Consider the following 14,137-nt stretch of genomic DNA (forward strand, 5'->3'; position numbering starts at 1 on the left):
CCCTGCCCGCAGGGCGGGCGCGCGGGACATCGACGGGTGCGGCCGGTCGTCCGCCTGTACGCGGGAGGCGGCGCACTGGTGGTCGTGCGGGGTGCGGGGCGGCTCCGTCAGGGCAGCCGGTGCCAGTGCGAGGAGAGCGTGAGCCCGGGTCCTTCCTCCTGCCGGGCGACGGACAGGGCGCCGTCCCGCCGGCGAAGCGCCACGACGACGCGACCGTGTCCGTCGAGGGCGAGCGCGGGATCGCCCACGCACTCCTCGGTGGTGTCCGACCACCAGACGCCGTCCTGCTCGCCCTCGGTGTTGCAGACCCCGATCAGCAGGGTGCCGCCCGCGCCGCGCTGGGCGAGGACCGTGCAGTCGTAACCGTCGAGCGGGGTGCGCAGGGCCACGACGGCGCCGTCCCCGGGCTGTCCGCCCACCGGCACGGGCCCGCCGCCCTCCCGGTAGGAGACGACCCCGGTCCTGTCCGCGTCGGTCCAGTAGTAGGTGAGGCGGTCAGGCGCTGTCTCCAGCGCTGTCGCGGAACCCGCGAGAGCGGAGAACTGCAAGGGCGGAGCGATCTGCAGCGAGCCGTCCGGTTCCTCCTGACGCCACTGCTGCACTCCGCGGTCGGTGGGGGCGAAGACCTCCACGAGCCCGCTCGACGTCACCGTCGGCACGAGTTCGGCGGCGAGACCGGCCCCCTTGAGGTCCTGCCAGGCTTCCCATTTGCCGCCCTTCCCCTCCCGGCGCATCTGCAGGCCCCGGCCCGCGTTGCGCACGAAGACGAAGAGTGCCCCCTGCGGGTCGACGGCCCCGGCGGGCGCACCGACCTTCCGGCCCGTCGCGTGGTCGCGGTAGAAGTTGCCGAGGGAGCGCCATTCGGTCACCGGGCGACCGGTCTGGTACTGGATGGCGTGCACGAAGTCCACGCTCGGCCCGTCGGAGCCGTGCCGCTCGCGCCGCCCGAGGAAGTGCACATAGGTGTTGGCGCCCTGCACGACGGTGAGGTCCGTCAGGCCCGCGACGGACACGAAGTCCGGACCGTCCCACTTCTCCCCGCCCGGGTTCCGCTGCGTCCAGCGGAGCAGACCACCGTCCGTGCGGGCGTAGAGCGTGAGCCTGCCGTCCTTGCCGAGCGGCATCCAGCGGCCACGCGGCGTCGCGCTGACCTCGTGGCGCCCGGATGACGAGGCGAGAGCGGGGCCACTGTTCGCGGAGCCCGATCCTTTTCTCCGCATGACCCGCAACGCCCTCTCCGCTTCACCAGTTCTTCGTCCGGCCCGCACGGGGCCGACCACATCATATGCTCAGCATCGGCCCTCACCGGCGTCGCGCCGAGCGCGGACGACATGCGCCCGGTGATGCCCACCACACCCGCGATCAGCCAGGTGGTGACCGCATCCTAGTCCGGCCGGCGAGGGCATGATCACCGGGGTGGGAACACCCGTGCGTCACTCCTCCGTTCTGCGGTGCACGCGCAGTCGTGCACGCGCGGACGGAGCGACTCCAGCAGTTCACGGGGACCACGGCCCGCTGCCGTGTGCTCCCGTCTCACTCGCCGACCACCGCGGCCGCGTTCTCGAAGGCCACGTCGATCCCCTTCCGGACCTGCGCCATCCGCTTCGCCTCCGCTGTGATGTCGGCCCGCTGGTACGTGGACTCGACGGAGAACCAGACATCCACCACGCCGTACCGCTGCTTGCACTCGACCTCCGCGACCGCGGTGGCGATCTCGGGAGCTGACGGGCCGTCCGTCTTCCAGCGCGGGTCGTTGATCGCTTCGAGAGGTGTCGCGTAGGAGAAGTTCTTCTCCCGCATACACGTCGACCAGGCGGCGAAGACCTTCTTGACCCGGGGATCGGCAGCGGATTTCTCGAAGCTCGAGAAGTTGATCGCGATGGCCGCCTCGGCGTCCTGGATGATGCCTCCACCCGACGTGAGCGTACGGTCCGCTTCGCCCGCACAGCCGCCCGCCGGTATGCGAATCCCCCGGTAGCTTCCCGGGGACTCGGGCGGCGTCGCGCCCGCTGGGGCGATGCTGCTGCCCAGCACTCTTCTCATGTCCGCCGACAGCGCCTTCTGACCGGGTGCTTCCCCTTCCGCGATCTGCTCCCGCGCCGGGTGGTATCCGTGGGTCGCGGCGACCTTCGTGTCGGTGGGCCCGTACCGGTTGCTCACCTGACCCGCCATTTTCGTGTAGTCAGGGGTGTAGGGGGTGAAGTCGAGCGTGAAGCGCTTCATGCACGCGCTGATCAAGCTCGATCTGGCGCGTTCCACCCGGTCGTTCTCGGTGGGGCTCATCAAGTAGTCCTCGACGGGAAGCCTGCGGTGAGCGGTGTCGGGGCTGGGGGAAGCCTTCGACGGCTGGGCCGGCTCCGCACCGCTCGCCGGCGCCTCGTGCGCCGCTCCCGTACAGCCGCCGGCCCCCAGCGCCAGCATGCACAGAAGAGCAGCGGACACCCGGGCCGATCCGACCGAGACCATGGTCGTCTCCCTTCTCGATACGCGAAGGCAGCGATGCCTCCACACGCTTCGCGCGGAAACATCGCTGCCAGGGGACATCTCAGCGAACACGGGCACGGGGCGTCCTCACGGGAAGCGAGCACACCCCGGTGAAGAGGTGAAGCCGGTCGGCTAGTTGACCGGGCAGACGTTGAACGTGTCGAAGCACTGAGAGGCGTTGTTGTTCTTCAGTGTCGCGTTCAGGTTCGCGCCGGTGCCCCGCTTGATGAGCTGGCTCGGGCCGCCGAAGTTCGAGTTGTAGTAGATGCGCACGTTGTAGTTGAAGTTGAGGTTCTTCACCGAGGCGGCGTTGTTCTTCACCGCGTATCCGTTGCTGAAGGTTCCGCTGTAGTTGTGGATGGAACTGGTGCTGCCTCTGCTGTCGCCGAACTTGGGCCCGGCGTAGTTGGAGTTGTAGTAAAGGCAGGCGTCGATCGTGTCATCACAGGAGCTCTGCCCCGTGGCCGACGCCGGTGAGGCGCCGATGACTGCGCAGGCAATCGCTGCTACGGATATCGCCCCGGCGGTGAACTTACGCTGGATGTTCATTCCTGCTCCTCCATCTGATGAGCGACAGCACTCATGGAATCCGTCTTCGCGCACGCCGAAGTCAGCGCGCACCGCCCCGAAGGCCGCACCGGAAAATAGATCTACGGCCGGAGTCGAAGCCCCGGAAGAACCGCGCACGGAAGAGCGGCGAACCCTCCCCCCAACGGGTCACCTATAACAAGTAGACGTATCCACGAGTTGAACGATTTTGATCGTCGAGAAAGATTATTTACGTATGCAGCCATGCCGTCAAGCATGATCCACTATGCGTACGACGCCCCATCATCTGCCTGACGCACGGGCCTTGACGCTCCATCACCTCAGGCGCGGAGGGCCCGTAGGCGTCACACCCTCGTCCGGTTCACCCGGCTGTGCCCGCGCCCGTACGCGAAGTAGATGACCACGCCGATGACCATCCAGATCCCGAACCGCAGCCACGTCTCCGCCGGGAGGTTGAGCATCAGCCAGACCGACGCGGCGACCGAGAGGACCGGGATCAGCGGGACCCACGGCGTGCGGAAGGCACGGTGCAGGTCGGGCCGGGTGCGGCGCAGGACGATGACGCCGAGGGCGACGACCACGAAGGCGAAGAGGGTGCCGATGTTCACCAGCGTCGCGAGCTCGTTGATGCTGGTGAAGCCCGCGATGATCGCGATGAGCACGCCGAGCAGGATCGTCGGGCGGTACGGGGTGCGGAACCGCGGGTGCGTCTTCGAGAAGAACCGCGGGAGCAGGCCGTCGCGGCTCATCGCGAAGAACACCCGGGTCTGCCCCAGGAGCAGGATCATGCAGACCGTGGTGAGGCCGACGGCGGCGCCGAAGCTGATGACGCCGGCGTAGAAGGGGTGCCCGACGGCCTTGAAGGCATCGGCGAGCGGGGCGCTCACGGAGAGCTCGGTGTAGTGCTGCATACCCGTCACGACGATCGACACGGCGACGTAGAGCGTGGTGCAGATGAAGAGCGAGGCCATGATGCCGCGGGGCATGTCCCGCTGCGGGAGCTTGGTCTCCTCGGCGGCCGTGGCCACGACGTCGAAGCCGATGAAGGCGAAGAAGACGACGGAGGCGGCGGTGAAGATGCCCATGACGCCGAAGTTCGTGGGGGCGTATCCGAAGATCAGCTGGATCAGCGGGGCGTCCAGGCCCGATCCGGAGGGCTGGGCCTCGGCCTTGGGGATGAAGGGCGAGTAGTTCGCGGTGTCGATGAAGAAGAGCCCCGCGATGATCACGATGAGGACCACGGTCACCTTGATGGCGACCACCACCGTCGTGACCCGGGCGGAGAGCTTCATGCCGAGCACCAGGATGACGGTCAGCACCAGCACCAGCGCGAAGGCGAGGACGTCGAAGCCGAAGCCCGCCGCCACGTCGGGGCCGGCGAGCGCGTCCGGCAGATGCCAGTCGGCGTTGTCCATCAGTGAGCGGACGTAGCCGGACCAGCCGACCGCCACCACCGCCGTGCCCAGCGCGAACTCCAGCACCAGGTCCCAGCCGATGATCCAGGCGACCAGTTCCCCGAGCGAGGCGTACGAGAAGGTGTAGGCCGAGCCGGCCACCGGGACGGTGGAGGCGAACTCGGCGTAGCAGAGCGCGGCCAGGGCGCAGACGACGCCCGCGACCACGAAGGCGATGGCGGTGGCGGGGCCCGCCGTCTCCTTGGCCACCTTCCCGGTGAGCACGAAGATGCCGGTGCCGATGATGACGCCCACTCCGAAGACCGTGAGGTCCAGGGCGGAGAGGGACTTCTTGAGGGCGTGCTCCGGCTCCTCGGTGTCGCGGATCGACTGTTCGACCGTCTTGGTCCGGAACAGTCCGTCTCCGCTGGGGGGCAGGTCCTGCTGGGTGCTCACCGGCGTACCTCCACGCACTCGTCGTGTACGCCATGATTCGGACCCGTGCACCCCCCGGCCGTCCGCAGCACGCCGCATACGGCGGGAATTCACACGAATGGGCCGGTCGGACCACCCGTACAGGGTGGGCGACCGGCCCAATCGGAGTGCGGCGGCAGGCGTCAGTCCCGGACCGGCTCCGCCACGGAGCGGCTCTCCGCGTCCGTCTCGTAGCGGCCGTCAAGCCTGGCGACCAGACCGGTGACCTGACGGGCGATGTCCGGCGCGGTCAGCCCGATCTCGGCCATGACCTCCTTGCGGGAGGCGTGGTCGAGGAAGACCGGCGGAATGCCGAAGTCCCGCAGCGGTACGTCGACGTCGGCGTCGCGCAGCGCCTGGGCGACCGCGGAGCCGACACCGCCGGCCCTGCTGTTGTCCTCGACGGTGACGACGACCCGGTGCTTCGCGGCGAGCGGGGCCATGGCCTCGTCGACGGGCTTGACCCAGCGCGGGTCGACGACGGTGGCCGAGATGCCCTGGGCGTCGAGCAGGTCCGCGATCTCCAGGCACATCGGGGCGAGCGCCCCGATGGAGACGAGCAGGACGTCCGGCCGGGCGGCGGCCGGCTGACGGAGCACGTCCATGCCGCCGACCGTGCCGACGGCCTTGACCGACGGCCCGACCGCGCCCTTGGAGAAGCGGACGACCGTCGGGGCGTCGTCGACCTCGACGGCCTCACGCAGCTGGGCGCGGACCTGGTCGGCGTCGCGCGGGGCGGCGATCCGCAGCGAGGGCACGCACTGCAGGATCGACATGTCCCACATGCCGTTGTGCGAGGCGCCGTCCGTGCCGGTGACCCCGGCCCGGTCCAGGACGAACGTCACACCGCACTTGTGCAGGGCGACGTCCATCAGGACCTGGTCGAAGGCGCGGTTGAGGAAGGTGGCGTACACCGCGAAGACGGGGTGCAGCCCGCCGGTGGCGAGGCCCGCCGCGGAGACCGCGCCGTGCTGCTCGGCGATGCCGACGTCGTAGATCCGGTCCGGGAAGGCCTTCTCGAACTTGGTCAGGCCGACCGGCTGGAGCATGGCCGCGGTGATCGCGACGATGTCCTCGCGTTCCTTGCCGAGCTTGACCATCTCCTCGCCGAAGACGGAGGTCCAGTCGAGGCCGGAGGTGGCGACGGGCAGGCCGGTGTCGGGGTGGATCTTGCCGACGGCGTGGAAGCGGTCGGCGTCGTCCAGCAGCGCCGGGGTGTAGCCGCGGCCCTTCTCGGTGAGGCAGTGCACGATGACGGGGCCGCCGAAGCGCTTGGCGCGCTGGAGCGCGGACTCCAGGGCCTCCAGGTCGTGGCCGTCGATCGGGCCGACGTACTTCAGACCGAGGTCCTCGAACATGCCCTGCGGGGCGATGAAGTCCTTCAGGCCCTTCTTGGCGCCGTGCAGCGTCTCGTAGAGCGGCTTGCCGACGACGGGGGTGCGCTCCAGGATGTCCTTGCCGCGGGCCAGGAAGCGCTCGTAGCCGTCCGTGGTGCGCAGGGTGGCGAGGTGGTTCGCGAGGCCGCCGATGGTCGGGGCGTAGGAGCGCTCGTTGTCGTTGACGACGATGACGAGCGGGCGGTCCTTGGCGGCGGCGATGTTGTTCAGCGCCTCCCAGGCCATACCGCCCGTGAGAGCGCCGTCACCGATGACCGCGACGACGTGGTCGTCCTTCTTCAGCACCTCGTTGGCCTTGGCGAGGCCGTCGGCCCAGCCCAGCACGGTGGAGGCGTGCGAGTTCTCGATGACGTCGTGCTCGGACTCGGCGCGCGAGGGGTAGCCGGAGAGGCCGCCCTTGCTCTTGAGCTTCGAGAAGTCCTGGCGGCCGGTGAGGAGCTTGTGCACATAGCTCTGGTGGCCGGTGTCGAAGAGGACCTTGTCCTTCGGCGAGTCGAAGACCCGGTGCAGGGCGATGGTCAGCTCGACCACGCCCAGGTTGGGTCCGAGGTGTCCGCCGGTCTTGGAGACGGCGTCGACGAGGAAGGTCCGGATCTCTTCGGCGAGCTGCTCCAGCTGCTCGGGGGTGAGCCGGTCCAGGTCACGCGGTCCGCCGATGCGGGCCAGCAGATCCCATCCGTCGCCCGTCACCGCCTGACGCGCTTCGCGCGGCTGTGTCACCGTGCCTCCTTGCGATTGTGCTGGTCGAGCATGCCGATCCGGTGAGTCTAATCTTCCGCCCGCCGCCCCGGACATCGGGCGGCAGTGTGCTGTCCCACCTTGCGCCGGTACGTGACGGTGCCCGGCACCCCGGGAAGGGGCGCCGGGCACGGTCGTGGCCGCTCCGGAGGAGGGTGGTGCCAGGTCCTGTCGTCGAGCCGCCGTCCGACGCCGGTTCGACGACCGGACCTAGGCGCGGCCCGCGGTCTTCTGGGTCTTGCGCGAGACCGAGTCGATGATCACGGCGATGAGGAGTACTCCACCGGTGATCATGTACTGGATCGCGTTCGACGACAGGTTCATCTGGTTGAGGCCCTGGACGATCGACTGGATGACCAGGATGCCCAACAGCGCGGACCAGACCTTGCCGCGTCCGCCGAACAGGGACGTACCGCCGATGACGGCTGCGGCGATGCACATCATGAGCTGGTTGCCGCCACCGAGCGAACGGTCGGCGCCGCCGGTCGCGGAGGCCAGGAAGAGACCGCCGACCGCACCGAGCGTGCCGGAGATCATGAACACCGAGATACGGATCCAGGACACGTTGATACCGGCACGACGCGCTGCCTCGATGCCACCGCCGACCGCGAAGATCTGACGGCCGTAGGTGGTGCGGCGCAGAACGAAGTCGGTGATGACCAGGATTGCGAGGAAGATCACCAGGGAGAGCGGGAGGCCCTGCTCCTGGTTGAACGCGTACGCGGCGAGGAGGCACAGGACGGCGAGCAGAGCGGTGCGCAGAATGATCTCGCTCTGCGGGCGGTGCGGCAGTTCCGCGGCCTTGCGGCGGCGCGTGTCCCGCAGCTGCGCCAGGTAGAAGGCGATGATCACGACCACGGCGAGACCGTAGGCTGCGGCGATGTCGGCGAAGTAGTAGCTGGTCAGGTCGCGGACGAAGCTGCCGAGCGGGGTGGTGATGGTGGACTTGTCGCCCATCACCCAGGTCTGCAGACCGGCCCAGCCCAGGAAGCCTGCCAGCGTCACGACGAACGCGGGCACGCCGATCTTGGCGAAGACGATGCCGTGGAAGGCGCCGATGACCGTGCCGGACAGAATGCCGAGCACGATGGCGAGGGCGTCGGGCATGTCCGTGCCGAGCACGGCCCACACCGCACCCGCGAGACCCGCGACGGAACCGACCGCGAGGTCGATCTCGCCGAGCAGCAGGACGAAGACGATGCCGACGGCCATGATGCCGGGGCCCGCCGCGTACAGCGTGATCTGGTCGAGGTTGTACGAGGTGAGGAAGTTGCCGGTCTCGAGCTGGAAGACGATCCCGATGATGATCAGGCCCACCACGACGGGCAGCGAGCCGATCTCGCCCGAGCGCACCTTGCGCTTGAACTCGGTCCAGTAGCCCTTGAAGCCCTGTTCGCGGACGAGCAGGCGGGGGTCGACGACCTTGACCGCGCCGGCCGCCGCTACGGGAGCCTCGGTGGCCTTTGCCTGGGCCGGGACCTCGGCCGAAGTCTTGCTGGTCTCACTCACTTGGATGCCTCCGCGCTGCGGGACTTGCGGCGGGTCACGGCGTTGTCCGTGGCGCCCGTGATCGCGGCGATGATTTCTTCGTGGCTGGTCGTCGCCACGGGGAAGATGCCGTTGTTGTGGCCGAGTCGCAGCACGGCGACCTTGTCGGCGACAGCCTTCACATCGGCCATGTTGTGGCTGATGAGGATGACGCCGAGGTTCTGCTCGCGCAGCCGCTCCACCAGGTCGAGGACCTGTGCGGTCTGCTCGACGCCGAGGGCCGCGGTGGGCTCGTCCAGGATCACGATCTTGGGGTTGCCGACCAGGGCACGGGCGATGGCCACGACCTGGCGCTGGCCGCCGGAGAGCGCTGCGACCGGGATACGGACGCTGGGGATGCGGATGGAGAGCGTGGACAGGAGGTCCTGTGCCCGCTTCTCCATGGCGACCTCGTCGAGGACGCCGCCCTTCTTGATCTCGCGACCGAGGAAGAGGTTGGCGACGACGTCCAGGTTGTCGCAGAGCGCGAGGTCCTGGTAGACGGTGGCGACGCCGAGGTTCTGGGCGTCGTGCGGACGGTTGATGTCCACCTTCGCGCCCTCCCACTCGATGACGCCCTCATCGATGGGGTGCACGCCGGCGATCGTCTTGACCAGCGTGGACTTTCCTGCACCGTTGTCGCCGACGAGGGCGACCACTTCTCCGGCGTGGACTTCGAGATCGACACCGGAGAGGACCTGGACCGCTCCGAATCGCTTGAAGACTCCACGCAACGCCAGCACGGGCGTCTGTGACACGTGAACCATCTCCTTCGCCGCCTGACCGGCGGGGATGTGCCGCCTGACCGGCGGCGACGCCGCGCCATGAGGGCAGCGTCGACGTACTGGAAGTACTGGGGGAAGAATGTCCGGCACCCGGCCGGCAGCGGGGTGTGGGCCGGCCGGGGCCGGACAGTCATGGGGCGGGTGGACTCCGCCGTGCGGGGCGGGTCGAACCCGTACGCGCCAGGGTCTGTCGGCCCTGGCGCGAGGAGGGACTACTTGATGCCCAGTGCGGTGCACTTGGCGGCGATGTCCTTGACGCAGACATCGGCGACCTTGTAGATGCCGTCCTTGATCACGGTGGCCTGGATGTTGTCCTTGTTCACCACGGTCGGCTCGAGCAGCGTGGAGGGAACGCCGTCCGTCTTGCCCGCGGCGCCGATGTCCTTGCCCTGGAGCAGGTTGACGGCGAACTGGGCGGCCGTCGGGGCGAGCTGCTTCGGCGACTTGTAGATCGTGAAGGTCTGCGTGCCGGCGATGATCCGCTGGATACCGGGGAGCTCGGCGTCCTGGCCACCCACCGGGATGTCCTTGATGCCGGCGTTGTTCAGGGACGTGATGATGCCGCCCGCCATGCCGTCGTTGGCGGAGTAGACGGCGTTGATCTTGCCCTTGCCGACCGAGGAGATGGCGGCGGTCATCTTCTCGCCGGCGATCTTCGGGTCCCACTCGCCGGACGCCTCGTAGGCAATCTTGATCTTGCCGTCGAGGGAGGCGTGAGCGCCCTTCTTGAACAGGCCGGCGTTCGGGTCCTTCTCGTCACCGTTGATCATGACGAGGTTGGCGCCGGCCGCCTTGGAGCCGAGAGCGTCGAGGACGGCCTGGCCCTGGAGCTTGCCGATCTTCTCGTTGTCGTGGCTCACGTAGGCGTCGGCACCGACGATGGCGCGGTCGTACGCGACGACCTTGACGCCCTTCTTGTGCGCGGCGGCGATCCACGAGGCGGACTTCTCGGCGTCGACCGAGGAGATCGCGATGACCTTGATGCCATCGGCTATCTGCTGCTCGAACTGCTGCTTCTGCTGGCCGACGTCACCGGCCGCGTTGTTGTAGACAACCTCGCAGTCCGCGCAGTCCTTCTTGACCGCTTCGATGAACAGCGGCTTGTCCAGCGTCTCGTAGCGAGCGGTCTTGTTCTCCGGGAGCAGGAGACCGATCTTGGTCTTGCTGCCCGAGTCCGCCGAGTCCTTCTTGTCGTCGCCGGCCTTGCCACAAGCGGCGAGGGAGACGGCCATCGAAACGGCGGCCGTGCCTATGACGATGCGTCGCGTCATTGCGTTCATTGCGGGTGTGCCTCCCTGACGAGGCCGCAGCGTTGCGGCCGAGGTGGCTGGAAGTCAACTCGGCCGCAGGGGCGGCGTCAAGGAGTAAATCCTTAACGAGATGACAACGGTGCCATTCGTTATCTAAGTGAAGACAGGCGTCGCTGCCGGGAGAGTACTCTCCAAAAGGGTCGAATCGCCCATTTCGTTCAGGACGAGCGCCAGGGCGCCGAGCACCTCCGCCCGTCCCCCGAGGGCGCCGGGCAGCACCGAGAGCTGGCGCGCGGCGCTGGGGATGGCATAGCGCGACACCGAGTCGCGGATGGGCCCGAGGACCAGTTCCCCCGCCTCCGCGAGCGAGCCGCCGAGCACCACGCGGCTCGGGTTGAGCAGATTGCAGAGGTTGGCGACCCCGCTGCCGATGTGCCGTCCGACGTCGCCGATCACCCGGCGGCAGCCCGGGTCGCCCTCGCGGGCCAGCTGGACCACCCGCTCCATGGTGAGGTCGGCCCCGTGGCTGGGCTGGAGCAGGGGCAGGACGTACCGGGCGGCCGTGAAGGTCTCCAGGCATCCGCGGTTGCCGCAGCGGCAGACAGGGCCCGATTCGTCGAGGGTGATGTGGCCGATCTCGCCGGCCGTGCCGCCGGGCCCCCGGTAGATGTGCCCGTCGATCACGAGACCGGCGCCGACACCGCTCGCGACCTTGATGTACGCGAGGTCGCGGACCCCTCGCCCACTTCCCCACACCAGCTCGCCCAGCGCCCCGAGGTTGGCGTCGTTGTCGACGTACACCGGCACACCGAGGCGTCCGGCGAGCTCCTCGCTGGGGTTGATGCCCGTCCAGCCCGGCAGGATCGACGTGGAGCCCAGCGTGCCGGACTCGACGTCGATCGGGCCGGGAACACCGAGACCCACCCCGATGACCTTGCCGGGACTGATCCCGGTGGTCTCGATCAGCCGGTTGACCAGCTGCTCCGCCCGCCCGAAGCCCTCGGCGGACGAGGCGTCCACGTCCAGCGGCTCGGACTCCTCCGCGAGCACCTGGTGAGCCAGGTTGCCGACCGCCACCCGCAGGTGCGTGTGCCCGAAGTCGACGCCGATGACGATGCCCGCGTCCCCGCTGAGCGAGACGCTGCGGGCCCGGCGGCCGCCGGCCGAGGTGGGGGTCACCTCGACGGTGCCGCCCTCTTTCAGTTCACGAACGATATTGGAGACGGTGGCCGCGGAGAGGCCCGTGCTCCTGGCGATCTCCGCCTGGGTGAGCGAACCCGCCATACGTACGGCCCGCACCACCCGCTCAAGGTTGGCGCGATGCAGAGATGTCTGCGACCCCGGAGTCTCCATCGACTCTCTCACTCCTGCCATATTCTCCAACATGTGAACTCTAAGCTGAGCGTTTTGGGGTACGCCCCGTCAAGACCTTGAGCAGTCGAAGCCTCGGATGAGCACCGAACCCTCGCTCGGCACGCTCCGCGAACTCCCCCGTACACAGACGAACCGCCCGTCGGCAGGACTGCCGGCGGGCGGTTCGGTGGTCGCGGAAAGCGCTTGAGCCGTTACTTCACCGCGCCTGCGGTGAGGCCGGCCACGACCTGGCGCTGGAAGACGATGTAGGCCGCGAGGACCGGGAGCATCGCCATCACCAGACCGGCGAAAAGGCCGGACCAGTCGCCCTTGTAGCCCTGGCTGTTGGCCAGTTCGACCAGCCCCTGGGAGAGCACCCGGTGGTCGGGGTCGCTGTTCAGCACCGTCGGCAGCATGTACTGGTTCCACTGCCCCAGGAAGTTGAAGATGCCGACGCTGATCAGGCCCGGCTTCGCCATCGGCAGCATCACCTGGAAGAACGTCCGGGTGTGCGAGGCCCCGTCGAGCATCGCCGCCTCCGCCACGGACGTCGGCAGCGTCCGGAAGAAGGAGGTGAGGAAGAAGACGGTGAACGGCAGCGAGTAGGCGATGTAGACCAGGATCAGGCCGTGCGTCGTGTTCAGCAGCCCCATGTTGTTCATCACGAAGAACAGCGGGACCAGCGCCAGGATGATCGGGAAGCTCATCCCGCCGATGAACAGGTAGTACACGAAGCGGTTGCCCGGGAAGTCGAACCGGGCCAGCACGTAGGCCGCCATCGAACCGAGCAGCAGGGTGCCGATGAGTGAACCGCCCACCACCACAATGGTGTTCAAGAAGTATTCGCTCATGTGCGCCTGGCCCCAGGCGCGGGACCAGTTCTCGAAGTGAAGCTTGTCCGGCAGAGCCCACGGCGTCGACAGGATCGAGTCATCGGTCTTGAACGAGGTCATGACCGCCCAGAGCAGCGGCAGGACCACCAGGATCGCCCAGATGATCAGCACTCCGTGCGAGAAGACGTTGAGGACCTTGCCCTCACCGCTCTTCTTCTTCTTGCCGCCCTGCGCGGGGCCCTTGGACACGGGGGCCGGTTCCGTCACCGTGACCACGGGAGGGGTTTCAGTGGCCTTCACGTGTGCTCACCTCGTACTGTCGAGCCGGCCGCCGGGACCGGGCTGTCTTGCCTGCTGGGGATCCGGGCGACGCGTCCCGGGAGGCACAGCATCAGAACTCCAGCCGCTCGCGCCGGCCCAGACGCATCACGATGGCGGCGAACACCATGGTGACGATGAGCAGCCCCACACCGATCGTGGTCGCGTATCCGGCCTGACCGTCACGGAAGGCCGTCTGGTAGACGTACAGCGGCAGGACCGAGGTCGCGTAGTCGGGGCCGCCGGGGCCCACGGTCATGACCTGCACGGTCGTGAAGGCCTCGACCCCGAGCGCCAGGATGCCCATGTAGACCCACCCGGACTGCACCGTGTCCCAGAGCAGCGGCAGGGTGATCTTGAAGAACGTCGTGACGCGGCTGGCCCCGTCCAGGAGCGCCGCCTCGTAGAAGTCCTTCGGGATCGACGCCATTCCGGCGGAGAAGAGGACGACGAAGAACCCGACCGTCGACCAGACCAGCACCACCATGACGCAGATGAGCGCCAGGTTCGGGTCGCCCAGCCAGTCCGGCTGGACGGAGTCGAGCCCGATTCCCTTGAGCGCCGAATTCAGCATTCCACTGCGCGGGTTGTACGCGAACTGGAACAGCAGGGCGACGATGACGATCGAGAGCACCTGCGGGAAGAAATAGGCGATCTTGTAGAACCCCGAGCCCCGCACGCCGGAGACCGCGGCGTTCTTCCGCCGCCGGCCTCCGACATTGAGCATGAAGGCGAAGAAGAGCGCGAGGCCCAGCGTCACCAGCGGCAGCAGCAGCACGAGCAGCACGCTGTGCTGCAGCGACTTCCAGAAAATGTCGTCCTTGAACATCCTCGTGTAGTTGTCGAGGCCGACCATCTTGAAGTCCGGGCTCAGGCCGGTCCAGTCCGTGAAGGAGTAGTAGATGGACTGGATGAACGGCCAGATGACGAAGACCGCGTACAACGCCAGTGGGGCTACCAGAAACCCCACAATGAACCGGTACTTGCCGTGCTGCATCGTTTACCGACCCCGATCTTTCCGCGGGTGCCGCCGCT

11 protein-coding genes are annotated in these 14,137 nt (G+C 68.0%); all 11 read right to left on the reverse strand.

Annotated elements, in window-relative coordinates:
• Nucleotides 1-107: 107 nt before the first annotated feature.
• Complete coding sequence (locus tag ABZ454_RS17730; protein WP_359538955.1) at nt 108-1,124, reverse strand: hypothetical protein; 1,017 nt, start codon at nt 1,122-1,124, stop codon at nt 108-110.
• Between the two features lie 409 nt (nt 1,125-1,533).
• Nucleotides 1,534-2,466 (reverse strand): hypothetical protein, encoded by a 933-nt coding sequence (locus ABZ454_RS17735; RefSeq protein WP_359538958.1) that lies wholly within the window; start codon nt 2,464-2,466, stop codon nt 1,534-1,536.
• A gap of 150 nt (nt 2,467-2,616) precedes the next feature.
• Nucleotides 2,617-3,033, reverse strand: a complete 417-nt coding sequence (locus ABZ454_RS17740) for a peptidase inhibitor family I36 protein (protein WP_356312141.1) — start codon at nt 3,031-3,033, stop codon at nt 2,617-2,619.
• A 344-nt stretch (nt 3,034-3,377) separates the two neighbouring features.
• Nucleotides 3,378-4,883 (reverse strand): amino acid permease, encoded by a 1,506-nt coding sequence (locus ABZ454_RS17745; RefSeq protein WP_359538960.1) that lies wholly within the window; start codon nt 4,881-4,883, stop codon nt 3,378-3,380.
• Nucleotides 4,884-5,044: 161 nt separating this feature from the next.
• Nucleotides 5,045-6,967 (reverse strand): 1-deoxy-D-xylulose-5-phosphate synthase, encoded by a 1,923-nt coding sequence (dxs, locus tag ABZ454_RS17750; RefSeq protein ID WP_356312751.1) that lies wholly within the window; start codon nt 6,965-6,967, stop codon nt 5,045-5,047.
• 279 nt (nt 6,968-7,246) lie between these two features.
• Nucleotides 7,247-8,545: a sugar ABC transporter permease gene (locus ABZ454_RS17755; RefSeq protein ID WP_359538962.1), complete on the reverse strand. Its 1,299-nt coding sequence runs from the start codon at nt 8,543-8,545 to the stop codon at nt 7,247-7,249.
• Complete coding sequence (locus ABZ454_RS17760) at nt 8,542-9,330, reverse strand: ATP-binding cassette domain-containing protein (RefSeq protein WP_030979331.1); 789 nt, start codon at nt 9,328-9,330, stop codon at nt 8,542-8,544. Before ABZ454_RS17760 ends, ABZ454_RS17755 begins: the two co-directional genes overlap by 4 nt.
• Nucleotides 9,331-9,560: 230 nt before the next feature.
• Nucleotides 9,561-10,619, reverse strand: coding sequence for a substrate-binding domain-containing protein (locus ABZ454_RS17765; protein WP_359539101.1), 1,059 nt, complete (start codon nt 10,617-10,619; stop codon nt 9,561-9,563).
• Nucleotides 10,620-10,751: 132 nt separating this feature from the next.
• On the reverse strand, nt 10,752-11,951 hold the full coding sequence (locus ABZ454_RS17770) for an ROK family transcriptional regulator (RefSeq protein WP_356312134.1): 1,200 nt from the start codon (nt 11,949-11,951) through the stop codon (nt 10,752-10,754).
• Between the two features lie 212 nt (nt 11,952-12,163).
• Entirely contained in the window at nt 12,164-13,033 is an 870-nt protein-coding gene (locus ABZ454_RS17775; protein WP_356312745.1) for a carbohydrate ABC transporter permease, read from the reverse strand.
• Nucleotides 13,034-13,175: 142 nt separating this feature from the next.
• Nucleotides 13,176-14,099, reverse strand: a complete 924-nt coding sequence (locus tag ABZ454_RS17780) for a sugar ABC transporter permease (RefSeq protein WP_356312132.1) — start codon at nt 14,097-14,099, stop codon at nt 13,176-13,178.
• Nucleotides 14,100-14,137 lie beyond the last annotated feature (38 nt).

Origin of the sequence: Streptomyces sp. NPDC005803, from assembly GCF_040630435.1 — a bacterium.
In the GTDB taxonomy this organism is placed as follows: Bacteria; Actinomycetota; Actinomycetes; order Streptomycetales; family Streptomycetaceae; genus Streptomyces.

Excerpts from the sequence above, each read along its gene's own strand:
- ABZ454_RS17780 (WP_356312132.1), bottom strand. The coding sequence starts at position 14,099 with ATGCAGCACGGCAAGTACCGGTTCATTGTGGGGTTTCTGGTAGCCCCA.
- ABZ454_RS17735 (WP_359538958.1), bottom strand. The coding sequence starts at position 2,466 with ATGGTCTCGGTCGGATCGGCCCGGGTGTCCGCTGCTCTTCTGTGCATG.
- ABZ454_RS17765 (WP_359539101.1), bottom strand. The coding sequence starts at position 10,619 with ATGACGCGACGCATCGTCATAGGCACGGCCGCCGTTTCGATGGCCGTC.
- ABZ454_RS17730 (WP_359538955.1), bottom strand. The coding sequence starts at position 1,124 with ATGCCGCTCGGCAAGGACGGCAGGCTCACGCTCTACGCCCGCACGGAC.
- ABZ454_RS17770 (WP_356312134.1), bottom strand. The coding sequence starts at position 11,951 with ATGGAGACTCCGGGGTCGCAGACATCTCTGCATCGCGCCAACCTTGAG.
- ABZ454_RS17740 (WP_356312141.1), bottom strand. The coding sequence starts at position 3,033 with ATGAACATCCAGCGTAAGTTCACCGCCGGGGCGATATCCGTAGCAGCG.
- ABZ454_RS17760 (WP_030979331.1), bottom strand. The coding sequence starts at position 9,330 with ATGGTTCACGTGTCACAGACGCCCGTGCTGGCGTTGCGTGGAGTCTTC.